Origin of the sequence: Nesterenkonia muleiensis, from assembly GCF_003600155.1 — a bacterium.
GTDB classification, from domain to species: domain Bacteria; phylum Actinomycetota; class Actinomycetes; order Actinomycetales; family Micrococcaceae; genus Nesterenkonia; species Nesterenkonia muleiensis.
Genome location: NZ_QWLD01000053.1, coordinates 32,410 through 55,288, shown reverse-complemented (window position 1 = coordinate 55,288; position 22,879 = coordinate 32,410). Strand labels below are relative to the sequence as shown.

General features: G+C 64.4%; 21 protein-coding genes. 11 read left to right on the top strand and 10 right to left on the bottom strand.

All coding sequences use genetic code 11. From position 1 onward, the window contains the following. Window positions 1-167: 167 nt before the first annotated feature. Window positions 168-1,421 carry an MFS transporter gene (locus DVO78_RS15905; protein ID WP_157984089.1) on the bottom strand — a complete coding sequence of 418 codons (1,254 nt, stop codon included), beginning with the start codon at window positions 1,419-1,421 and terminating at the stop codon, window positions 168-170. Between the two features lie 62 nt (window positions 1,422-1,483). On the opposite strand from DVO78_RS15905, the gene DVO78_RS15900 reads away from it, so the two are divergent. Then, entirely contained in the window at window positions 1,484-1,984 is a 501-nt protein-coding gene (locus DVO78_RS15900; protein ID WP_120006336.1) for an Lrp/AsnC family transcriptional regulator, read from the top strand. Between the two features lie 474 nt (window positions 1,985-2,458). Here the strand turns inward: DVO78_RS15900 and DVO78_RS15895 are convergent, their stop codons facing one another. Further along, a complete protein-coding gene (locus DVO78_RS15895; RefSeq protein WP_120006334.1) occupies window positions 2,459-2,836 on the bottom strand; it encodes a VOC family protein in 378 nt (125 codons plus the stop codon). A gap of 86 nt (window positions 2,837-2,922) precedes the next feature. On the opposite strand from DVO78_RS15895, the gene DVO78_RS15890 reads away from it, so the two are divergent. Continuing rightward, window positions 2,923-3,441, top strand: coding sequence for a GAF domain-containing protein (locus tag DVO78_RS15890; RefSeq protein WP_157984088.1), 519 nt, complete (start codon window positions 2,923-2,925; stop codon window positions 3,439-3,441). A gap of 99 nt (window positions 3,442-3,540) precedes the next feature. On the opposite strand, the gene DVO78_RS18485 is transcribed toward DVO78_RS15890, so the two are convergent. Next, complete coding sequence (locus DVO78_RS18485) at window positions 3,541-3,726, bottom strand: WYL domain-containing protein (protein ID WP_420799101.1); 186 nt, start codon at window positions 3,724-3,726, stop codon at window positions 3,541-3,543. Between the two features lie 644 nt (window positions 3,727-4,370). Between DVO78_RS18485 and DVO78_RS15875 the strand changes: the two genes are divergently transcribed. Both DVO78_RS15875 and DVO78_RS15870 read left to right on the top strand, forming a co-directional pair. Beyond that, window positions 4,371-5,195, top strand: coding sequence for an ABC transporter ATP-binding protein (locus DVO78_RS15875; protein WP_120006356.1), 825 nt, complete (start codon window positions 4,371-4,373; stop codon window positions 5,193-5,195). Beyond that, a complete protein-coding gene (locus DVO78_RS15870; RefSeq protein WP_120006330.1) occupies window positions 5,195-7,870 on the top strand; it encodes an ABC transporter permease in 2,676 nt (891 codons plus the stop codon). Before DVO78_RS15875 ends, DVO78_RS15870 begins: the two co-directional genes overlap by 1 nt. Before the next feature lie 85 nt (window positions 7,871-7,955). Here the strand turns inward: DVO78_RS15870 and DVO78_RS15865 are convergent, their stop codons facing one another. The 3 genes from DVO78_RS15865 to DVO78_RS15855 all read right to left on the bottom strand — a co-directional run bounded on the left by DVO78_RS15865 (window position 7,956) and on the right by DVO78_RS15855 (window position 10,730). Then, the gene (locus tag DVO78_RS15865) at window positions 7,956-8,948 is read right to left on the bottom strand and encodes a zinc-binding alcohol dehydrogenase family protein (RefSeq protein ID WP_120006328.1); all 993 of its coding nucleotides are present in this window, start codon (window positions 8,946-8,948) and stop codon (window positions 7,956-7,958) included. A 45-nt stretch (window positions 8,949-8,993) separates the two neighbouring features. Then, window positions 8,994-9,428 (bottom strand): DUF1622 domain-containing protein, encoded by a 435-nt coding sequence (locus DVO78_RS15860; protein WP_120006326.1) that lies wholly within the window; start codon window positions 9,426-9,428, stop codon window positions 8,994-8,996. A gap of 129 nt (window positions 9,429-9,557) precedes the next feature. Further along, window positions 9,558-10,730 (bottom strand): sensor histidine kinase, encoded by a 1,173-nt coding sequence (locus DVO78_RS15855; RefSeq protein WP_157984087.1) that lies wholly within the window; start codon window positions 10,728-10,730, stop codon window positions 9,558-9,560. Window positions 10,731-10,842: 112 nt separating this feature from the next. On the opposite strand from DVO78_RS15855, the gene DVO78_RS15850 reads away from it, so the two are divergent. Then, the gene (locus DVO78_RS15850) at window positions 10,843-11,589 is read left to right on the top strand and encodes an ABC transporter ATP-binding protein (RefSeq protein WP_120006322.1); all 747 of its coding nucleotides are present in this window, start codon (window positions 10,843-10,845) and stop codon (window positions 11,587-11,589) included. Between the two features lie 5 nt (window positions 11,590-11,594). Beyond that, complete coding sequence (locus tag DVO78_RS15845) at window positions 11,595-12,377, top strand: ABC transporter permease (RefSeq protein WP_120006320.1); 783 nt, start codon at window positions 11,595-11,597, stop codon at window positions 12,375-12,377. Window positions 12,378-12,467: 90 nt separating this feature from the next. Here DVO78_RS15845 and DVO78_RS15840 read toward each other — a convergent pair whose 3' ends face one another. Together DVO78_RS15840 and DVO78_RS15835 are read right to left on the bottom strand one after the other, a co-directional pair. Then, entirely contained in the window at window positions 12,468-13,154 is a 687-nt protein-coding gene (locus DVO78_RS15840) for a response regulator (RefSeq protein WP_120006318.1), read from the bottom strand. Beyond that, complete coding sequence (locus tag DVO78_RS15835; RefSeq protein WP_120006316.1) at window positions 13,151-14,359, bottom strand: sensor histidine kinase; 1,209 nt, start codon at window positions 14,357-14,359, stop codon at window positions 13,151-13,153. The genes DVO78_RS15840 and DVO78_RS15835 overlap by 4 nt, the downstream gene beginning before the upstream one ends. A 212-nt stretch (window positions 14,360-14,571) precedes the next feature. On the opposite strand from DVO78_RS15835, the gene DVO78_RS15830 reads away from it, so the two are divergent. Both DVO78_RS15830 and DVO78_RS15825 read left to right on the top strand, forming a co-directional pair. Further along, complete coding sequence (locus DVO78_RS15830) at window positions 14,572-15,324, top strand: ABC transporter ATP-binding protein (protein WP_202912220.1); 753 nt, start codon at window positions 14,572-14,574, stop codon at window positions 15,322-15,324. Beyond that, entirely contained in the window at window positions 15,321-16,664 is a 1,344-nt protein-coding gene (locus DVO78_RS15825; RefSeq protein ID WP_120006312.1) for an FtsX-like permease family protein, read from the top strand. Before DVO78_RS15830 ends, DVO78_RS15825 begins: the two co-directional genes overlap by 4 nt. 30 nt (window positions 16,665-16,694) lie before the next feature. Here DVO78_RS15825 and DVO78_RS15820 read toward each other — a convergent pair whose 3' ends face one another. Together DVO78_RS15820 and DVO78_RS15815 are read right to left on the bottom strand one after the other, a co-directional pair. Then, window positions 16,695-18,035 (bottom strand): GntP family permease, encoded by a 1,341-nt coding sequence (locus tag DVO78_RS15820; RefSeq protein ID WP_120006310.1) that lies wholly within the window; start codon window positions 18,033-18,035, stop codon window positions 16,695-16,697. Between the two features lie 91 nt (window positions 18,036-18,126). After that, complete coding sequence (locus DVO78_RS15815) at window positions 18,127-18,837, bottom strand: lysophospholipid acyltransferase family protein (RefSeq protein ID WP_338016587.1); 711 nt, start codon at window positions 18,835-18,837, stop codon at window positions 18,127-18,129. Window positions 18,838-18,910: 73 nt separating this feature from the next. Between DVO78_RS15815 and DVO78_RS15810 the strand changes: the two genes are divergently transcribed. The 3 genes from DVO78_RS15810 to DVO78_RS15800 all read left to right on the top strand — a co-directional run bounded on the left by DVO78_RS15810 (window position 18,911) and on the right by DVO78_RS15800 (window position 22,869). After that, window positions 18,911-19,276, top strand: a complete 366-nt coding sequence (locus DVO78_RS15810) for a hypothetical protein (protein WP_120006308.1) — start codon at window positions 18,911-18,913, stop codon at window positions 19,274-19,276. Window positions 19,277-19,541: 265 nt separating this feature from the next. Further along, window positions 19,542-21,371, top strand: coding sequence for an AMP-dependent synthetase/ligase (locus DVO78_RS15805; protein WP_120006306.1), 1,830 nt, complete (start codon window positions 19,542-19,544; stop codon window positions 21,369-21,371). Window positions 21,372-21,498: 127 nt separating this feature from the next. Then, window positions 21,499-22,869 (top strand): class II 3-deoxy-7-phosphoheptulonate synthase, encoded by a 1,371-nt coding sequence (locus DVO78_RS15800; protein WP_120006352.1) that lies wholly within the window; start codon window positions 21,499-21,501, stop codon window positions 22,867-22,869. Window positions 22,870-22,879: the final 10 nt, after the last annotated feature.

The following is a 22,879-nucleotide window of genomic DNA, read 5'->3' as shown; positions in this document are numbered from 1 at the left end:
GATCGCGCCATGTGACGGACGCTCATTGACACGCTCCAGCGTCAGCGTCGTGTCAGATGCAGGAAGGGTTGGCGACGCACCAGCGGAACCACGGCCCTGCTTGTCGATGTACTGTGAGAGCGTCGATAACGACCGCTCTTCGATGCGAGCAACAAGCCGGGATTCTCCTAGGCCCCTTGAGCCAGATGCCTGCCCTGTGAGATCACCTGGCGCCACGAGATGAGGGCTTGGACGATCGCGAATGCGATCAGGACGGTGAACAGCAGCCAGTACCCGAACTGCACGATGATCCACCCCACGGCGAGGGGAAAGGCGAGGATGGCGGTCTGGAAGACAAGGCCAGCGATCGGAAGCATCCGGGGTGCAACCGAGTCCGTGGAGACCGCGACAACGTGCGCCTGGGTGGCGGGTAGGGCCAGTCCGTATCCCAGCCCCATGGCTGCGCAGGCGGTCGCGTATGCGAGAGGGTTGGATCCGACGACCAGGAAGGATGCGACCGCGATCAGCATGACGGTGATCGAGATGGCGATCACGCGGACCTGGTCGAACCGCCTGACCCAAGGTGCGACAAGGAACCGGACCGCGATGACGGCGATGGTGTAGGCGACGTAGAAGAGTGAGTAATCGAGACCCTGGGTGTTGGCGAAGGTGGTCTGGAACTGGGTCATGGTCGTGAACAAGCAGGCGAACAGTGCGATCACCAGCAACCACGGCCCGACGGGGGACCTGACCAACGTGGCACTCGTGCGCAGTAGGCTCAGTTGTCGTTCGCCGCCTTGGTCGGGCGAAGTGGCTCTACGACGGTCAGGCGTAAGCGCTGCTGCGACCACGGTGGAGACCGCGGCAGCCGCGCAGACCAGGCCCGCGACGATGAATGTTCCGCGGAAGCCAAGCGAGGTGTGGGACATCCACCCGGCCAACACTGGGCCGGCGCCGATGCCCAGCTGCTGAGTGCCTGTCAGATACCCGAAGTAGGTCACCCGCCCGGAATCGGTGACCATCTCGTTCATCACCATCGGCATCACGCTGTAGACCACCGCCCAGGCCGTTCCCAGCAGGAGACCCACGACGGCCAGGGGTTCCCAACCGCCAGTCACGGTTGAGGTCGCGGCAGCGCCGGCACCGAACACGGTGATCGCCAGCACCAGCACCCACTGCGGGCGTAACGCCTCTGGATGGCTGCTGAGGACGATCAGACTCAGGACTGCGGGGATCACCGCCGCTGACAGTACGAGACCGAAGCTGGCCTCGCTGCCGCCGAGGTCTTGTACGTACAACGGCAGCAGGAGCAGCATGCCGAAGCTGGTCGAGATACCCAGGGCCGACAGCAACACGGCGACGACAGCCGCTGCTCCCACGCCGGGACGCAAAGCGTCCGGTCGGCCATGTGAGTCCACTACTTCACCAGGTTTCGTTCCCATGCATATATCATCGAACATAAGAATGCCGATCATCATGTACATGTGAAGGTAGTGAAGCCATAATGGTTAATGACTCGAAGACCAAAAGCTCTTTTCGGCTACAGAACGGATCCACGTCTCTCGACGAAGTTAACTGTCGAATCCTCAGCGTCTTGGCAGACGAACCGCGACTCAGCACTTCGGCGCTGGCGCGCAAGGTCGCCATGTCGACACCTGCGGTGCGGGAACGCGTGAAGCGACTCGAAGAGGTTGGCGTGATCCGCGGCTACCACCTCGACATTGACCCCGCTGCCATCGGACTGCCCGTCGCCGCATGGGTCAGGGTTCGTCCCGGCCCAGGACAACTGCCCAAGATCGCCGAACTCGCGGAGGCGGTCCCACAAGTCAGCGAGTGCCACCGCATCTCCGGCGAGGACTGCTTCCTGCTCAAGGTGCATGTACCCCGGATCGAAGACCTGGAAGGCGTGCTCGACCGATTTCTCCTCTACGGACAGACGACCAGCTCCCTGATCGTGTCCTCCCCAGTCCTACCCCGGCCCGTGCTCCCCACCATCGGGGAGTAGCACCTTCGCCGCAACACGCGAGCCGCCGACTCCGCCGCTGACCAGCAAGCATACCCAGACCGAGGCAGGCAAAGGCAGGGATCAATGCCCGGTCTTTCCTCCGTCGCGTCTCCTGGTGTTGGAACTTCACACCCTGGATCCCGGTGGCCGCTGAGATCTATGACCAGGTCCAGCTCGATGGGATCTATATCGGTTCCTGGTGCTGCCTGATCGCCATAGCGCCTAGTGGGGTGATCAGGCATATCGGGTGTTTCGGCGCCCAATGGAAAGTACTCCCCGGACTTATGCTCTCGTCTTCAGGCCAAGAGCACCTACTTCCGCCCGTGCACTCCACAAGATCGCACGTCTACCGGCCGCTGCGGCCGGCCCGGCTCGGCCCTTCGTCTGTCCCAGTCGGAACGATCCTCGACAGCATCCACAAGTTCGCACCGGTCCACGCCCGCGCCAACGGGGAGCTGTCCGCAACGATAGTTTTCAACGAGGCGGATGCTCCGCGATACAGAAGAGGCTTCCCTCCGGATCTGCAAGCGTGCTCCACCGCACGTGTGGATGCTCGTCCAGCACATCCCATTTGTGGACGGCCCCCAGCCCCACTATGCGTTGGACCTCACCGGCACGAGTACACCATGGAACCGTCAGGTCGAGATGCCCGATCTGCCGTTCGGGACGCGATCCCCTCAGCGGCTGGAACATCATAGCGACCCCACCAGGACCAGACGGCGGCAGATAGGCCATTCCTCCATAGGCATCGACCTCAGTACCCAGCACGCCAGCCCAGAACTGCCCTAGCATCTCGGGATTCTCCGCTTCTACGTTCCAGGCACCAAGCGTGATCTGTGGAGTCGAGGTCATGGAGTGAGCCTACTCCGGCCCATCGACAGCTGATGCACCAGCTCCAACCCGTCCGTAGAATCGCTGCAGACCGATACGCTGCAGAGATGACGTCCACTACAGCCTCCGCATCGGTCTATCGTGCACCGATGCGTTCCCCCTCGGCTGACGACGGCTCAGCGGCCGATTGGGCGATCGCTGCCAGGGTTGTGGGTCTGGACGGGGCAATCCGGGCGAGCGTGGACGACTTTGACGAGATGTTGGCAGCGGCCAACCATGAGCTCGACGAGCGCACCACCAGACGTATCCTACGCTTCGCGCAAACTCCGACCGGCTCCCTGGTCTGGACGCGTGACAGCAGCGGAGGCTTACACCTAGGACGTCTCCGTGGCGACTGGGGTTATGACCCTGGCGATGTCGCCCGCAGGCTGGGGCTGCCGCACCAACGGGCCTGCGACTGGGCCAACGGCCCGGTCCCGGATGCCCTCGTACCCGTCAGTGTGATCGAGGCCTTCGCCCGTGGCGGGCGGAATTGGCAGCGCATCCGTACCGCCGGTGCTGCCGAGGCCAGCGTTCGCCTCTGGTCGCACTTGAACGGACTATCCACCCCGAACTCATCGGGATGACTGCACTCGGAGATGCGTGTCGAGCCGTTCGGTAATCCCAATTCCCACCGTCATTCACAAGAACAGAGGGGGTTTGGTGCCGATCCTGGGATTCGATGATCAGTCACCGCTGGTGATGACTTTAGCGGTCGATGGGGGTGTGCCGATGTTCTCAACTGGAATATCGACGGTGGGCTCTGCGGTTGGGCGCGCGGTGATGAAGCGATCGAGTCGGAACCAGCGGATCGCGTCGCGGGTGCGGCACTGTCCGACGAGATACCAGCGCCCGGGGTGACCGAGCCAGATCAGTTGTCACCTATCCCTACATCAGCCCCGTTTCCCGGCCACTTTGCGAGGCGCCGAAGGCTCCCGAGAGCGCATGCCATGACGTGAGAGCGATGAACAACCGCAGGCACCTCATCGCGTTTCCGCCGAGCGTCGATACCAGACACGCGACGACCCTCTGGCGGGTGGTGCCGGACCGACAGCGCCGTGCACTCCGCGTGGCAAGAGCCCGTCCGTTGATGGGCGACGGCGGATGTAGGGGCGTGGTGGCGCACGTCCTGGTGAGGGTGCCGGTGGCGTACCTCCCCTGCGGGAGACGCCACCGTGACCGAACACACCTTACCTGCCGCCAGCGACGATGCTGCGAGACCGGCTGGCTCGACCAGCCATGGATTCGAGAGCCCCGAAGGGCTACGGGGCGCTCGTCGTCCACCAGGCGACGTGACGCGCCTGGCCTCTAAGGCGGGGCCCCTCGCGCATAGTTGTTGTGCGTCAATGTAACGGAAAGGCTCTGAATCCCTGGTTCTGGGCCGTTCTTGGGGGGTTCGGGTCCCGGCGGTAGCCGCCGCATGTGGTGGCGAGTAGGGCCTCATACTCCAGGATGAGGTCAGAACCATCCTGTGCTCCGATGTGGGCAACGGTGCCGGTTCCATAGCGTGGCCATCATGATGAGAACAGCGAACACACCATCCGAGGCCCCCACTGCGATCGCAGTGCGCGCCGAGGCGCTCACCAAGACCTACGGCTCCGGGGACGCCGCAGTGCGGCCCCTCCAGAACCTGAGCATCGGCTTCCCCTCCGGCCGCTTCACCGCGGTCATGGGGCCATCAGGCTCCGGCAAGTCAACGCTGATGCATGTGCTGGCCGGGCTCGACATCCCCGACTCCGGGGAGATCACCCTGGCCACCGGACGAGGACCGGTCAGCTTCAGCGGGCTGAACGAGAAGCAGCTGACCCTGCTGCGGCGCAGCAGCGTCGGCTTCATCTTCCAGGCGTACAACCTGATCCCGGCCATGACCGCTGAGGAGAACATTGTGCTGCCCGCCTCCCTGGGCGGGGGCAGCACGATCGATACAGCATTCTTCCGTCAGGTGGTGGAGCGTTTGGGCCTCTCCGAACGGCTTCACCACCGGCCCTTCGAACTCTCCGGCGGCCAGCAGCAGCGGGTCGCTGTGGCCCGTGCTCTGGTCTCACGGCCCAGTGTGGTTTTTGCCGACGAGCCCACCGGCAACTTGGATCAGGCCACCGGGGCGGAGGTGCTGGACCTTTTGCGCACCGCGGTGGATGAATTCGGCCAGACAGTGATCATGGTGACCCACGACGCCGCCGCGGCGGCACAGGCTGACAGCACCGTGCTGCTGGCCGATGGCCGAGTGATGGAGACCCTGCACCGGCCCTCCGCCGAGCAGCTCGCCGCAGCAATGCTCCACGCCGGATCCGCCGCAGCTGCTCCGGTGACCGCTCGGGCCATTGACGGAGGTATGTCCTGATGAGAGGGAATCCTGTGCTGCGCACCAATCTGCGCTCCGGCGGAAAGCGGCTGTGGGCCGCGGGCGCCGCCGTCGTCATCTCTGTGACCTTCGTGGTCAGCGCCTTGGTCCTGATCGGCTCCTTCAACCGCACCATGGAGGCCCAGGCAGAGGCCGACGCCGCGGGGGCTGACCTGGTGATCGGCACTGGGGCCTTCGCCTGGGCCGAAGCTCCGGACGGGAGCGACGACGGCTCCGGCCCGGGGCCCGACCAGGAGCTGGCCGAGGCCGTCAGCGAGCTTGAGGGAGTGGCAGAGGCCGAGGCGCTGAGCCATGTCTTCCTTGAGGGAGAGGCGGCAGGCATGAACCTGATGCTGCTCGCCGGCAGCCTCCCGGAGACTCGCACGATCGACATCGCGGAAGGCTCCATGCCAGAGCAGGAGGGCGAGATCCTCCTGGCCAAGGAGTTCGCTGAGGCCTACGACCTCGGCGTCGGAGACACGATGCCGGTGAACACCGAGCGCTACAACGCAGAGACGGATACCGTGGAGCAGGACTCGGCGGAACTGACGGTCTCCGGCCTCGCCGGAGGCACCCACCGGTCTGTGAGCGGCTACCTGACGCCTGAGGGCCTTGGAGCCCTGGATGCCGACCATTCGCCCTCGTCGCTGCGGGTCGCCCTGGCCGGTGACGCCCATGGTGACCCACAGGCGCAGGAAGAGCTCCAGCAGCAGGTCGCCGAGCTGATTGCCTCCATGGTCGAACGCGGGGAGCTTCCGGCTGATCCCGCAGAGACCGAGGGCGGCGCCCCGGAGATCCTTACCCAGCCCGACGGCAGCCTGCTGGTCGCCGGAGTGGAGATCCACACGCACCAGCAGATCATCGATGCGTGGATCGCAGAACATGCCGGTCAGTCCACCGTGCTGGTCAGCATTGGCCTGGGCTTCGGCGCGATCGCCGTCTTCGTGGCCAGCCTGGTCATCTCCAACACGTTCCAGGTACTGGTCGCCTCACGCTCGCGGACCATGGCCCTGCTGCGCGCGGTCGGAGCCACAGCGGGTCAGCTGCGGCGAGCCACCGTGGCCGAAGGCGCTCTGCTTGGGCTGCTCGGCGGTGTACTGGGCGTGCTGCTGGGCTGGTCTGCCGCCAGCGGCATCGCCTTCGCCGCCCAACGACTGTGGCAGGAGAGCTTCGCCTCTGCGGAGCTGAGCGTTCTGGCCATTGCAGCCGGTCTGACCCTAGGTGTCCTTGTCACTGTGCTGGCGGCGGTGATGCCTGCGCTGAAGGCCGGGCGTACCTCTCCGATGGAGGCACTGCGTCCGGTGGAGGTCGCATCCGACCAGAGGCGGATCGCCTGGGTGCGCACTGTGCTGGGAATCCTGTTCGCCGCCGGCGGCCTGGGTGGGGTGCTGCTCGCGGCAGTGCTGCATGCGCCGATGATCGGCGCCACCGGGGCGGTGGTGGGATTCTCCGGGGTGCTGCTCATGGGCCGGGTGCTGGTGCCCGCCGTCGTTTCCTTCCTCGGACGGTTGGTCGCCGCGCTGCCACAGCTGCGCGTTCCTGGCCGGCTCGCAGCCCAGAACGCTCGTGCGGTGCCAAGGCGCACCGCGGTGACCACCTCGGCGCTGCTGATCGGGGTCACCCTGGTCTCGACCATGACGATGGGGGCGATGACGGCACAGCACTCACTCAGTGATGAGTTGGCAGAGCGGAACCCGGTAGACGCCAGCCTTGGCACTGCCTCAGAGCAGACCGAACAGGTGTTGGAAGAATCACCGACCGTGGTGGGGCACCAGCAGCTGCCGGGTGCTGAGGCAACCCTTGACAGTGAAGGGATCGAGGCCGGATCGGTCGAGGGCCGGGTGATCCTTGCCGAGGAGTCGGCCATCGAAGAGATCGCCCGCAGTGAGTCGGTGTTCCAGGAAGAGCACAGCGGCGGACCTGTTGCTCTGATCTCCCCGGATCTGCTCGAGGCCGGCATGGCCGAGTCTGCGGAGGTGACTCTGACCCCCCACGGCACCGCAGAGAGCGGAGCATTGGGGGCTGCCATCACCGTGACGGCTGCTCCCGCGAGCTGGGTCCCGGCCGACACGGTCGTGCTACCAGAGGTCCTGGCTGATACTGCTGAGCTGTGGTCCTTCGAGAGCAGTGCCGCGATGACGGTGCTGCGGATCTCCGAGTCTGCCAGCATGGGGGACCTCACCCGGCTGGGCAATGAGGTGGAGGCCTCCGCCGGGGAGGTCTCTCTGGACGCAGCGATGGATCGGGCCAGCTACACCCAGGTGATCGACACCGTCCTGGTGGTGGTGCTGGTCCTGCTCGCCGCCTCGGTCCTGGTGTCAGTGGTCGGGGTGAGCAACACCCTGGCGCTTTCGGTCTTCGAACGGCGCCGTGAGGCCGCCCTGTTGCGTGCGATGGGAATGACCCGCGGCTCCGTCGGTGCGATGGTGACCCTGGAGGCACTGCTGATGGCCGCCGTCGCGCTGGTGCTGGGCAGTGGACTTGGGGCGCTCTTTGCCTGGGGCGGCGTGAGTTCCTTGGTTGCCCGTGACGATGTCACCATGGTGCTGAGCATTCCATGGGACCGGATGGGGATGATCTGGGGCGTGACGTTCCTGGCGGCGGCGCTGGCCTCATTCCTTCCGGCCCGAGCGCTTTCCCGCACTCCGCCCGCTGCCGGCCTGTCTGCCCAATAGGAGTTGCCGGGGCTTACGTTCCCTAATGAGTTAAGGGTGGATGGAACCCGGCGGTCAGCAGTGCTAGGGGCGACATCGCCGTCGTCTAGCTGTGCTCGGTCGTCACCACCAGTTTTCCGCGGGCCTGCCCGGACTCCATCAGTGCGTGGGCTTCCTGGATCTGGTCGAGGTTGAAGATCCGGTCAACAGGGACCACGGCGTGACCTGCTGCCACGTCATCGAGGTAGCCCTGGAGGGCGTCCGGGGGCAGATCGCGGGCCGCACCGGAGTATGCGGTGAGGCGGACTCCGGCCGGTAGGTAGTCGATGGGATAGAAGTTCTCCACCACCCATTCATTGGAGAGCATGCCGGTGAAGCAGACAACCCCGTGAACGCGGGTCGCCTTCAGCGTGTCCGGCAGGGTGGGGGTGCCCACGAGTTCGAGTGCCGCATCGACGCCGTCGGGAACAATGGCCCGGACCTGGGCTGCGATCTCGCCGTCGTCAATCAGCACATGGTCGACGCCGAGGTCGGTGAGGCTGCTGGTTTTGTCTGGGCTGCGCGTGGTGGAGAGGACGGTGATGCCACCGCGTCGCTTGGCGAGGACCGCGGCAGCCATGCCGACCGACGATGTGCCTCCCCGGATGAGGACGTGATCTCCTGGCTGCAGATCCATCCCTACGGTGAGCGAACCGTAAGCGGTCTGGACCATTTCGGGCACCGCTCCCAGACGAGCCCAGTCCAGATCGGAGTGGAAGGGGATGACCTGGCTGGCGGGGACGCAGGTGTATTCGGCATAGCCGCCGTCGAAGGTGCGGCCCATGCCGCCCATCATGGTCATGACCTGCTGACCAGCGGGAAGTGTTCCGCCGGGGTCGGTGTCGATGACCCCAGTCGCTTCGATCCCGAGGACTCGTGGAAATGTCACTCCTTCGGCGAGGCCAAGCCGGGTGTGGAGTTCGGATCGGTTGAGCCCAAACGCCCTGACCTTGATCCGGACCCATCCCGGTGCGGGTTCGGGGATCGGCAGTTCCCGCACGTGAAGGTTCGTCACTGGTCCGGGTTCCTCGAGAACGACAGCGCGCATCGTCGGGATCATCAGGGCTCCTCTGTGCGGTGGTGGGTGAGATCGAACTGTCGCTGCTCAGCGGTCCCCGGATGCGGATGTCTCACGGGTCTTGGCCTCCCGGGCAACCGATTCTGCGAGCATCTGACCACCGTTGGCGAGCAGCGCCCGCTTCCAGGGCAGTATCCCGTCGATCTCGATCTGGATGGAAATACTCAGAACTGTGCGGATCGCCACGATGAGCCCCAAGGTTGCGGCCTCTTCCAGAGAAGGGGTCATGATCGTGCGGATGACCTCGGCCGCGACAAGGATCTCGAGGCCGAGCAGGATCGACGAGCCGACCAGCCTCCGGAGGACCAGGAACGCAGTGCGTCCGCTGCGGCCCTGCACCAGTGCGCGAATCGAGAAGACTCCCGCGATGAGGAAGCCGATGATCATCGTCGCCACGCCGAGACCCTCGAGGGAGATGACGATGACCCGGACTGCCGACTCATAGTTCCCGAGGGTATTCATCGAAAGTCCTCTCCACGGGCTGCTCCGTGCTCAGATGATGGACGTACCATAGCAATACTGCCTGCCCTCAGTCAGTTGTGGCTACCTGTGCGGCGAGTCCGTTGATACCACAGCACTGAGCTGTCCGGCTCATGTCGGCAGTTTACGATCACGTCCCAATGGGAGCTGAGCCTCGATTGTGAAATGCGGTGTGGTGTGGATCTCCAGGTCTCCGCCGAGGATTTCCAGGCGCTCCTGCAGTCCGGTGAGGCCGTGGCCTGGTGTGATGTTCCGTGGTGCGGTGCCGTCGTTGGTGCCGGTGAGGGTTAGGGTGCCGTTGTCCTGTGTCACGGTCAGGACTAGTTCGGTGGCTTCGGCGTGCTTGATGGTGTTAGTGATGATCTCCTGGGCCGCACGCACCACAGTGGCGGAGACGTCTTCGTCGGTCTGTATCCCGGGGTCGACATCAATGTGGATCTCCAGGCTGGGCACAGCACTGGCAAGCCGCTCCAGGTTCTGCTGCAGATCTCCGTGGCTGTCCTGACGCAGTTGTCCCACGGTGGTGCGCACATCTGTCAGCAGGCCTTTGGCCACCTCGGCAGCCTGGTCTATATGCTGACGTGCAGCGGTGCTGTCGCGGTGTTTGGCCGCTTCCAGTTCCAGGTTCAGCACCGTGAGCTGGTGGCCGATCAGATCGTGGAGTTCCCGGGAGATGCGCAGCCGTTCGGAGGAGGCGGCGGTGTCTTCCAGCAGCACTGCTGCGGCCTCCAGCTGCAGGTTCTTCTGCTCCAGCTGGGCCCTGAGCTGGGTCTCCTTCGACGTCGCGAAGGCCATGAAGACGGTGGCCAGATGAAGAATCAGGTAGAAGACCACAAAGACCAGAGACTCGACCAGCTCGACACCGGTGACCTGCGTATGCCCAAAGATGACGAGGCAGTTCAGCAGTACCACCCCGAGCACCCAGCGCATCGGCATGAGGTAGCTTCCCACGGCGGCGACCACCATCATCAGCACCACTATCAAGCCGCCCGAAGACAACGTCGTCATCACCAGCACCCAGGAGGTGAGCAGCGCGCATAGGTAGAACGACAGCTCGCCTGCCCGGCCCATCAGCCCGCTGATGCACACGTTCACTGCAATAATCCAGACCAGCAGGACGCCTGTCCACAGCCATCTCGGGACAGTGAGGTCGCCCAAGATGAGGGTGATCACACCAATGCCGAGACTGAGCAGCAGAATCGTGTACCCCGCGAACTCCTCAGCGCGACGACCCTCCTTCAGGCCGAAGCTGGGGACATGGGTCTCGCGGCGGTGATCCTCCATGGTGATCAAGCCTATGGGCTGATCGGGCAGGGTGATAGGTGCCGAAAGTCATGGGTGAGGTGATGACTGTTGGCACGTACACGCAGCAGCCAGCCGCGGAAGACTGATCAGCATGACAGCTACCAGAACGCCTCTGGCCACCGATGCCCAGCATCTGGTCAAGCGCTACAAGACTAAGACAGCAGTCGATGGGATCAGCCTGCAGGTCCCTGCCGGGCAGACCTTCGGGATCCTGGGGTCCAACGGGGCTGGTAAGACCACCACGGTGGAGATGATCGCCGGGCTGCGCCGGCCCACTCAGGGCCACGTGCGGATTCTGGGTCTGGATCCTTTCGCCGACCGGGCGAAAGTCCGTCAGGTCCTCGGCGTCCAGCTGCAACAGGCAACCCTGCATGATGCCCTCACCGTCCGTGAACTGGTCGATCTCTACCGCAGCTTCTACCCGAAACCCTTGGACGCCGATCAGGCACTGACAATGGTGGAACTCCAAGAGAAGGCCAAGACCAAGTTCAGCAATCTCTCTGGAGGCCAGATGCAGAGGCTCTCCATTGCCTTAGCGCTGATCGGGCAGCCTGAGGTGGTGATCCTCGATGAGCTGACTACCGGCCTGGATCCCAAGGCGAGGCGCAGGGTGTGGTCGACCATCGAGTCGCTGGAGGACCAGACGGTGATTCTGATCAGTCATGCCATGGATGAGGTGGAACGGCTCTGTGACCGGGTAGCTCTGATTGACGCCGGGAAGATCATTGCTCAGGGCACTCCGGATCAGCTGAAAGCCCAGGCCGGGGTCCCCACACTGGAGGACGCCTTCGTGGAACTGACCGGCAAAGACTTACACGACGACCAGGAAGAGGACTGAGACCCATGACAACAACAACGACGACGATCCAGGCCCGCCGCCCAGGTGCTGCGGCATGGCTGCGGATGATCCAGGCGGAGGCAAAGATGATCACCCGCGATACGTCCGGGATGATCGTTCCGCTAGGCCTGCCCGTTCTGCTGCTGGTGATGCAGGGCATGATGTTTGACGACCTCCATCAGGAAGTCGGCCCCGGTGTCACCGTGCTGGACGTGTATGCGTTGCCGGTGGTTATCACCCTGGTGCTGGCAATGGTCGCGATGATGAACTTCCCCAGTTTCCTGGCGACTTACCGCAAGACCCATATACTCCGCCGGCTAGCGGTGACACCGGCCTCCCCTGTCATGGTCCTGGTGGCCCAGATTGTGGTCAGTTTTATCCAAGTCCTTTTGGGCATGGCCATCGCCTTCGGGATCGCGCTCATCTTCTTCGACGCTAACCTCCCCACCGATGTGCCTATGGCGGTGATGGTGCTGTTGGCCTCCAGCGTCGCGATGTATGCACTGGGCATCATGGTGGCCTCGGTGGCACCGACGCCCAACGCGGCGATTGCTATCGGGATTGTCGTGTTCTTTGGTACGGCCGCGCTCGGCGGCATGTTCGGGCCTGTGGAGAACCTGCCCGATACGCTGGCCGAGATTGGCGCCTGGCTGCCCTTCGGTGCCGCCGTTGAAGCGTTCCAGTCTACCTGGCTCGGCGAGACGGTGGCCTGGCAGAACTGGACCAGCCTCGCCGCCACCACCCTGATCGGCACCGGGGTAGCCGCCGCACTCTTCCGCTGGGAATGAACCCTCGGCGCAGTGCTGCTGTGGACACTACTGCATGCCAGGGAGCGATTGACCGAGGACTCAGGCGCGGTTCGGTGACCATGCCGAAGATCACCTGACTCCCAGCTCATAGCCGAGGATCACGGCATGTACACGGTCACGCAGGTGCAGCTTGGCAAAGATCGAGTTGATGTGTGACTTGACAGTGGACTGCGCCAGATGCAGTTCCGCACCGATCTCGGCGTTGTTCAGCCCCCGGGCGACTGCGGTGAAGATGTCCTTCTCGCGCGGGCTCAGCACCTCCAACTCCGAAGACTGTGACGGCACTTGTCGCCTTCTTTGGGCGGTCTCTGCCGGGGCGTCGAGGTAGTGCTCAATGAGCCGGGTGGTGATCCGCGGTGCGACGACCGCCTCTCCCGACGCGACGGTCTTCACCGCTTCGACAAGAGCTCCCGGCCTGGTGCTCTTCAGAAGAAACGCGCTCGCACCTGCTTGAAGGCTGCCGAAAGCGTAGTCGTCGAGATCGAACGTGGTCAGCACGATCACCTTCACGGAGGGATGCTCACTGGTGATGATGCGGCTGGCTTCGATACCGCCCATGCCCGGCATGCGCACGTCCATGAGGACCACATCGGGCTGGTGGTAGGCGACAAGCTCAATCGCGGCCTCACCGCTGCCGGTTTCGCCGATGACGTCGATATCGTCGTCGGAATCGAGGATCAGGGCGATCCCCGTGCGTTCCAGCGGCTGATCGTCGACGACAATCACACCAAGCGCGTCCCCATCTATCTCATTCATCTACAGCCCCCTCTTTCAACGGGAAGCGTGGCACAGATCCGCCATCCGCTGCCCGGAGCTCCGTCGCTGGTCGGCAGCGCCCCGGCGGTGAGGCTGCCGTGGAATGCTGCAGCTCGCTCACGCATCGCTCGCAGTCCAACACCTGCCCCCACCGGCGGTGACGGAGCGGGGTTGCCGTTATCCGTGACAGTCACCGTGATGTCGTCATCACGCTGTTGCACGGAGACTTCCACATAGGTTGCGCCTTTTGCATAACGGAGCGCGTTGGTGAGGGATTCCTGCACGATGCGATACACCGTGGTGCGCAGCGTCGGTTCGGTCGGAATTGCGGCTTCGGACCAGTTCGACGTGACGGGAAGACCGGCTGCGCGGAAGACATCCACCAGTTCTTGAAGGGAAGGCAGGTTGTAGCCGGAACGCTCCAGCTCGGCGTCAAGAGTACCATCGCCCTCTCGGAGCACCCGGAGTATGCGCTGCACCTCCTCCAACGTCTGCGCACCCACTGTGCCGAGCTGTTCCAGAGCGTTTCGTGCGCGTTCTGGATGCTTTTCCCATCCGGCGTGCGCACCGCCGGCCAGAGCAATTATGACTGTGACCGAGTGAGCGAGCACATCGTGCATCTCTGCGGTGATCCGGGCGCGTTCGGCTGCCGCGGCTCGTTCCTCCCGCATCGCGACCACATCCTCGAGGGCTGCTCCGCGCGACCGGTTGGCGCGCACGGCGACGCCGATGGCGAGTGCGATCAACGCTCCGGGCTGCAGGAACACTGCCGGGAACTCGCCGCGGAACTCCAGCAGCAGGGCCACTCCGGATACGGCGAAGATGACGGCTTCACTGATGAGATATCCGAGGATCGCAGTGCGCAGTTTGGTGCCAGCGGCGAGGGCATAGACGCCGAAGAAGCTCTCAAACGTCGCGACTGAGGTGCTGGCCCATGAGATCGGATTGAGCGCGGCGAAGCCTACCGCAATCAGAAGGACAGGCAACGGATGGGAGCGGCGCCACCAGAAAGCGGCTGCGACTCCTGCTGCGCACAGGTAGCCGAGCCACGCGTGGTCGGGCGGAACCAGCACCAGGGCCAAGACAGTGGGCACTACGCACGCCAGGATCACCAGCGCATCGAGAATGCGCGGGCGTGCCGCGAACCAACGGGCGATCCGAGGCTTCCGCAGCACCGGCTCGTTCAACGTCGTCTCCGTGCCCACAGACTTCCTTCACCCCTTTGCGCGCTCGCGGTCGGCTGTCATCCAATTATCGACGGTACGGGCGAAGTCATCCCGAGACCACCACCCCTGGGTGTAAAGGCGCTCGCAGCGGGTTCGAAACGTCCACCCCAGGGTGGTGGTGCCGCCTCGAGTCTGATTTCTAGCGTTGAGAACGTCAGCGAAACCATGTCAGAGCGAAAGAGAACATGAACATGAGTACCACGACCGATCCCGAGGGCCACCGCCGCTCCGAGCTCTCGACTGCAGAGAGGCAGACCCGTGACTGGCTGCTTCGGGCAGAGAACGTCAGTAAGGCGTTCGGGCAGACACAGGTACTGACCGAGGCGTCCCTCGATCTCTACCCCGAGGAAGCAGTTGCGATCATGGGGCCGAGCGGGTCAGGCAAATCCACCCTGCTGCACGCCGTCGCAGGCATCATCGCCGCAGACGAGGGGAAGGTGATTCTGCGCCGTCCGGACGATGGGGGTATTGACGATATCACCACGCTCTCGGACGCGAAGCGCTCGGCGTTCCGGCTGCACCGCTTCGGGTTCGTCTTCCAGCAGGGCATGCTGATCCCCGAGCTCACCGCTGTGGAGAACGTCGCCCTCCCGCTGATGCTGCTGGGCACCGGCATGGCTGCAGCGGTGCTGCAGGCGAATGCGGAACTGCACCGTCTCGGGCTTCTGGGGCTCGGCGACCGTCGCATCGGGCAGCTCTCCGGAGGCCAGGCCCAGCGGGTCGCGATCGCCAGAGCCCTGGTGACCGATCCGACCATCATCTTCGCCGACGAACCGACCGGCTCGCTTGACTCCCGCACAGCCGATGAGGTGCTTGACGAGTTGCTGGCCTCGAATGACGGTGCAGACCGGGCTCTGGTCATCGTCACCCACGACGAACGGGTCGCGGCACGTTGTGACCGAACCGTGCGCCTGCTCGACGGACGAATCGAGGCCACACGATGAACACCTCGGCAGCACTGCTCCTGATCCGACCCCGCGGAACGCCGGCCCTGCTCACCCGCTTACAATTGCTCGCATCCGGGGTGACCACCCTGCTGACGTTCGGGGTGACGATGCTCGCGATCGCATTCTGGAACACCCCGACCGATGAGGTGGGGTATACGGTTCTCGCGGTGTCACTGGTTGGCTTGCTGATCGTGCCGCTGGTGACTCTCGGTTCCGCAACAGCCAGGCTTGCCGCCCGCAGCCGAGATGATCGTCTGGCCACGCTCCGCCTACTGGGCGCAACCTCGGCACGGGTAAGACGGATCGCTGTCGCAGAGGTGACCGTGATCGCCGCGCTCGGGGTGACCATCGGCACAGCGCTGTCGGCGGCCCTGCCGTTCCTGCTGAGCCTGCTCACCGTGTACGGCAAGCCGCTGCAGGCGGCCGAACTGTGGCTGCCGTGGTGGCTCACCGCCGCGATTCCTCCCGCCCTGATCGCCGTGGCTGCGACCAGCGGCATGCTCGGTCTGCGCCAGGTCATGCTCTCCCCGCTCGGAGTGCGCACCAGACAGGACGCACCGCGTCTGAGCTGGCTGCGTTTGGTCGCCGCAGTTGCCGTGCTCGGCATCGCAGTACTGGTCGTGCAGACCGCGTCCGAGGGGTGGGGCGCGGTCGTGGTCGTCATCGTCCTGGCTGTTGCTGTGCTCGCGGTCATGGCCGTGCTCGGCCTGGCCGGGCCGTTCATGGTGTCCCGCGCCGCACGCTGGCGAGCTAGGCGCACCTCCGATCCGGCGCGTCTGATCGCCGCACGTGGCGTCATCGACGATCCCCGCGCGTCATGGCGGGAAGTCTCCGCCCTCGCCCTGGCCACGTTCGTGCTCATCCCAGCGGGCAGCATGCTCGGTTACCTCGACACGATCCAAAGCAGCGCCAGCCGCGAGATCATGACCACCGACCAGCTGCTGATGTTCGCGGACGCCCGCACTATGGTGATCGCGCTGACTGCGGTGTCGTTCCTCGTCGTCGCCTGCCAGATCGCGATCACCCAGACCGCCGCGGTGATCGAGCGCCGCGAACTCTACGTCGTCCTCGACCGTATCGGCATGCCCACCGCTGAACTCAACCGTTCCCGCCGGATGCGAGTCACGATGCCCGCGAACGTGGCTGTCATCGGTTCAGCGATCGCCGCCGGTGCCCTCGCGTTCTGGGTGGTTCTGATGGCGCTGGTCACTGCACCGTTGTTCGTCGTGGCGATCGTGATCGTGCTGGCAGTCGGGCTGCTGCTGATCCAGCTCGGCGTCGTCTCGACCAACCCGGTACTCGAACGGGTGCTCAGCGCACCTTCACGCGGTGAATAAACAGGGGCTGGGATTCTTATGCCGTTGCCCTCACAGGACGAGGGACACGGGCAGGACGACGGCGAATGCGGTGACGGCCAGCACGGTCTGCATCACTGTCCAGGTGGCGAAGGTCTGCTTGGTGTCCATGTTCAGATACCGGTTCACCAGCCAGAAGCCGGAGTCGTTCACATGGGAGACGGCGGTTCCACCGGCGCCGATGGCCACTACAATGGCTCCCAACAGGGGCGCGCTCAGATCCATGTCACTGCCCACCTGGGCCACGATCGAGGCGGCGGCCACCATCGCCACAGTGCTCGAACCCAGGCTGACTCTGAAGAAGAGCGCGGAGACGAACGCCAGCACGATCAGCGGCAGTCCAGTGGTGGTCAGGAGCTCCTCCAGATGCTCATCGATGCCGCTGTGCTCCAGCACCTCGCCGAAGACCCCGCCTGCGCCGGTGACCAGCAGGATCATGCCCACCGGCTCCAGTGCCTTAGAGGCGACGGAGCTCAAGGCGTCCTTATCCAGCCCGTGCCGCATGCCGAGCACATAGAACGCCAGCAGCACGCCCACGATCAATGCTACGAAGGGATCACCGACCAGTGCCAGGATCTGGGTCAGCAGCTGGTCTGAATCCAGCACCTCCTGTGCGATCGATCCGCTCAGAATGAGGGCCAGAGGAATGAGAATGACGCTGAGGATCAGCCAGAAGTTAGGCAGGTCCCTGGCGTCTGTGTCACCGGCGTCGTCGTCATCGTCGGGGATCTCTGGCTGGATGCGATTGCCGATGAACTTCCCATAAAGCACTCCGGCGACGATCACAGCAGGGATGCCGGCCAGAACGCCGAAGACGATCACCCATCCCAGATCCGCTCCCAGAACTCCAGCCACAGCCACCGGGCCCGGTGTGGGCGGAATCAGACTATGGGCCGTGCTGAGGCCGGCCAGCAGCGGAACGGCCAGGGTCAGCAGGGGCAGGGCGACCTGTCTGGCCAGCCGGTAGACCATCGGCATGAGCAGCACCAGGCCCACGTCGAAGAACACCGGGATGGCCACAATGAAACCGCCGGTGCCCAGCGACCAGGGGACCTTCTTCTCGCCGAAAGCCTCCACCAAGGTGCGGGCAATGCGCTCGGTGGCCCCGGTGGCGCGGAGCACTTCGCTGAAGATTGCGCCGAGTCCCACGACGATGGCCACAAAGCCCAGCACCCCGCCCATACCCTCTTCGAGGACCTCTGGGATCTCCTCGGCGGGAATGCCGACGGCGATCGCGGTCAGGACGCTGACGATCAGCAGCGCCACGAAGGCAGGGATCTTCAGCCGCATGATCAGCAGCAGTGCGACTGCGACCGCACCGGCGATGATCCCGGCAAGGAGTAGCGCGTCCACGACGAGTCATGTACCTCAGCATCGGAGTCAGGTCACCCCAACGTAAGTACTAGGAGCCAGGTCCCGCAAGGGACCGGATGAGTACCCCACCTTATTCAGCGGCGGAGGCCTCATCCTCCAGGCGCTTCTTCTCTGTGGAGGCATAGACATCGGCGTACCTCTGGCCCGAGAGCCGCATGATCTGGGACATGACCTCATCAGTGACGGCCCGCTGGGCGAACCGGTCCTCGGCATTGGCGTAGTAGGCCTCGAACACCATGGGCTCACCGATGATCAGCCCGACCCGGCGGACCCGGGGTATGTTGCGGCCGATCGGCTGCACCTTATCGGTGCCGATCAGCGCCACGGGGATCACCGGCACTTCCGTGCGCAGCGCCAGCTTGGCCATCCCCAGCTTGCCGCGGTACAAGCGGCCGTCAGGGCTGCGCGTGCCTTCAGGGTAGATGCCCAGCAGGTCACCGTTGCGCAGGGCCTCCTCACCGGCTGCCAGCGAGTTCTGGCTGGCCCGTCCCCCGGAGCGGTCCATCGGAATCTGACCGGTGGCGTTGAAGAACCAGCGGCTGGACATCCCGTAGAGGCCCTTGCGGTTCCAGTAGTCGTTCTTGGCCAGGAACCTCACCGGACGCGGAACAGCCACCGGGATGAACACGGAATCGGAGAACGAAAGGTGGTTGGAGGCCAGGATGGCCGGACCTTCGGCCGGGATATTGTCCAAGCCCTTTGTCCAGGGGCGGAAGACCGTGTTGACCACCGGCCCCACCACGAGCCTCTTGGCACTTCGGTAGAACAGCGATGATGCCACCTAACCCTCTCCTCCTCTCAGCCGGCCGGACGCCGGTACTACTCTAAACCGCCGGAGCCGATAGTCTTGACCCATGAATAAGCGACCCGACAACGGCGCCTACTACCGGCGCAAAGCCTCGCAGCCGCAGCCTGGCCGGCCCGTTCCCAAGAATCTCGGGCAGCGGGGTCCCCGAGACTACTCGCCCGCCGAAGCCGAGGATGAGTTCCGTCCGCCCAACCCCACCAGCCCGGTCGCCGGAGCGAAGCCCGGCGTGGTCATCGGAGCGCTGCTGGCCCTGGGCGGCATCCTCTGCCTGGTCGTCTTCCCGTTCCTTCCGGTCAGTTTTCCCGGCTGGACCACCGCGGCGCTGATAGGAGTCATCCTGCTGGGACTGGTGGTGCTGTTCCTGCAGATGCCCTCAAAGCGGTCCGGAAGCGACGACGGCGCACGCGTCTGAGTTGGTTCCGCCGGCGGGGAGACCCCGCTCGGCTCTCGTCCGCGTTGCCGCGGCCATCACACCTGAAGTTGGTTCCGCCGGCGGGGAGATCCGCTCGGCTCTCGGCCGCCGGTGCCGGTCATCACGTCTGGAATCGGCACATTGCTGCGCTCGTGCCCCAACGCCCTGCAGCATGTGGAACCTTGTCTGGCTGATAATGTGAACCAGAGCACATATACTGGTCAGTAAGTACATAACGGTACATCCCCTGGGAGGAGAAGGACCTGTGAACGAATACGCAGTGCCCGCCGCAACGGAGGTTGAGCAGGACCTCAACATTACTGACCTGCTGGAGCGCCAAGCGTCCGAAAACCCCGCCAACGCTCTGTTCGGCCGGCAGCTGAGCCCAGGGGAGTGGACCGATGTCTCGGCAGCCGACTTCCGCGCCGACGTGATGGCCCTTGCCAAGGGGTTGATCGCCAGGGGCATCGGAGCCGAAGACCGGGTGGCGATCATGGCTGCCACCCGTTATGAGTGGACATTGCTGGATTTCGCGATTTGGTATGCCGGTGCGGTGACGGTTCCGATCTATGAGACGTCCTCGCCCTCACAGATTGCCTGGATCGTCGAGGATTCCGGGGTCAAGCTGGTCTTCGCCGAGAGCGACTCGCACGCCAAGGCAGTAGACCGCGCCGTGACTCAGGAAAAGCTGGAGACCGTGGAGCATCTGCTGACCATCGACGGAGAGGACCTCGATGAGCTGCGCAGCGCAGGTGCCGAGGTGACCGACGATGAGGTCGACTCACGCCGCTCGGCGGCGAACCTGGATGATCTGGCCACCATCATCTACACCTCCGGCACCACCGGACGGCCCAAAGGCTGCGAGCTCACCCACGGAAACTTTGCCGAGCTCAGCCTCAACGGCATCGCCTCGCTGAAGGAGGCCATCAACATCAACGCCTCCACCGTGCTGTTCATCCCGCTGGCCCACGTCTTTGCCCGCTTCATCTCGGTGATCTGCGTGGCAGCCGGCGCACGGGTAGGCCACACCTCCGATATCAAGCAGCTGGTCGACGACCTCGGAACGTTCAAGCCAACCTTCCTGCTGGCGGTCCCGCGTGTCTTCGAGAAGATCTACAACGCGGCCATGATGAAGGCCGAGGGTGACGGCAAGGGCAAGATCTTCCAGAAAGCCGCCCAGACCTCCATTGACTACTCCACGGCGCAGCAGGAAGGCTCGGCCGGGCTGGGGCTGAAGCTCAAGCATTCGCTCTTCGACAAGCTGGTCTACTCCAAGCTGCGCGCCCGGATGGGCGGAAACGTGCAGTACGCGGTCTCCGGCGGCTCACCGCTGGGCGCCCGGCTGGGACACTTCTTCCACGGCATCGGCCTGCATGTGATGGAGGGTTACGGACTGACTGAGACCACCGCCCCGATCACGGTGAACACCCCTGGTGCCACCAAGATCGGCACCGTCGGGAAACCGCTACCGGGCTGCACAGTGAGGATCGCCGAGGACGGCGAGATCCTGGGCAAGGGCGTGTGCGTCTTCCGCGGCTACCGCAACCGTCCCGACCTGGCCGATGACACGTTCGACTCCGAGGGCTGGTACCGGACCGGCGACGTCGGATCGCTGGACTCAGAAGGCTACCTGACCATCACCGGCCGAAAGAAGGAGATTCTGGTCACCGCTGCCGGTAAGAACGTGGCACCGGCCCAGCTGGAGGATCAGATCCGGGCTGATGCGATCGTCTCCCAGGCCATCGTGGTCGGCGACGGCAGGCCCTTCGTGGCGGCACTGGTCACCCTGGATGCAGAGACGCTGCCGGCCTGGCTGGAGCAGCGTGACATCTCGCCGGAGACGCCGATGAGTGAGCTGATCACGCACCAGACGATCATCGATCACATCCAGTCGGCCATCGATAAGGCCAACGACACCGTCTCCAGAGCAGAGTCGATTCGGACCTTCAAGCTGCTGGAGGACGATTTCACCATTGCTTCAGGGCACTTGACACCGTCGATGAAGATCCGCCGCGCAGACATCATGAAGGACTACGCCGAGGTGGTGGAGGAGCTCTACGCCGAGGCGGCCCAGGCGCGCAGCGGCCAGTCCTAACAAGGGTTCCCGCGGGCCGGAGGCTCTCATCATGTGGAATGGCCTCCAGCTGTATTAGGCGGCCTGTCACCGGCAGGATTACGCTGTGGGGGTGACTTTCGCAGATGAGCCCCGTACCGAGACTCCGTTGACCGCCCCGGGTGAGATTGTGCACACCGGTGCTGCCGAGTATCCGGGGCTGGACCACTGGCGCGAGCTTCCGCTCAAGCAGCAGCCTGACTGGCGGGCTCACGAGGACTTCGACGCTGCCTACGCACAGCTGTCGGCCAATCCGCCGCTGGTCTTTGCCGGAGAGGTCGACAAGCTTAAGCGACGCTTGGCCAAGGTCGCAGCCGGTGAGGCGTTCCTGCTCCAGGGCGGAGACTGCGCTGAGACCTTCGACGGGGTCAGCGCCGATAAGATCAGCGCCAAGGTCAAGACCATTCTGCAGATGGCAGTGGTGCTCACTTACGGAGCCTCCCTGCCGGTGGTCAAAATGGGCAGGATGGCCGGTCAGTACGCCAAGCCGCGCAGTTCGGACGTCGAAACCCGCGGCGATCTGACTCTGCCCACTTTCCGCGGGGAAATCGTCAACGGATTCGACTTCACCGAAGAGGCCCGGATCCCGGACCCCAAACGAATGGTGCAGGCTTATCACAAGTCAGCCGCTACTCTGAACCTGGTCAGAGCCTTCACCGAGGGCGGGTTCGCTGATCTGCGTGCGGTCCAGCAGTGGAACAAGGGGTTCATGGAGAACCCGGCCCACGCCAAGTACGAGCAGATCGCCGGAGAGATCGACCGGGCGGTGAGGTTCATGAGCGCCTGCGGGGTGGAGTTCGACGGCCTAAAGCGCACTGAGTTCTACGCCGCCCACGAGGCGCTGCTGCTGGACTACGAACGGGCACTGACCCGCATCGATTCCCGCACCGGGAAGCCGTATGTCACCTCCGGGCACTTCGTCTGGATCGGTGAGCGCACCCGGGACCTCAATGGTGCCCATGTGGACTACCTCTCCCGGGTCCGCAACCCCCTGGGAGTCAAGCTCGGCCCCTCCACCGAGCCGGACACGGTTCTGCAGCTGATCGACTCGCTGGACCCTGAGCGTGAACCAGGACGGCTGACTTTCATCGCCCGCATGGGTGCTTCCAATGTGCGCGAGAAGCTCCCACCGCTGGTAGAGGCCGTCCGTGATGCCGGCGCCAAGGTGGTGTGGGTCACCGACCCCATGCACGGCAACACGATCACTGCGAAGAACGGCTACAAGACCCGGCGCTTCGACGACGTGATGGACGAGGTCCGTGGTTTCTTCGAGGTCCATCAGGCCGCCGGCACCTACCCCGGCGGCCTGCATGTGGAGATGACCGGCGATGACGTGGCCGAGTGCCTGGGCGGTTCAGACGTGATCGATGAATCCGCCTTCGACTCCCGCTACGAGTCCCTGGTGGACCCACGGCTGAATCACAAGCAGTCTCTGGAGATGGCCTTCCTGGTGGCAGAGTCGCTCACCCGGGTCACCTAGAGCCGGGAGG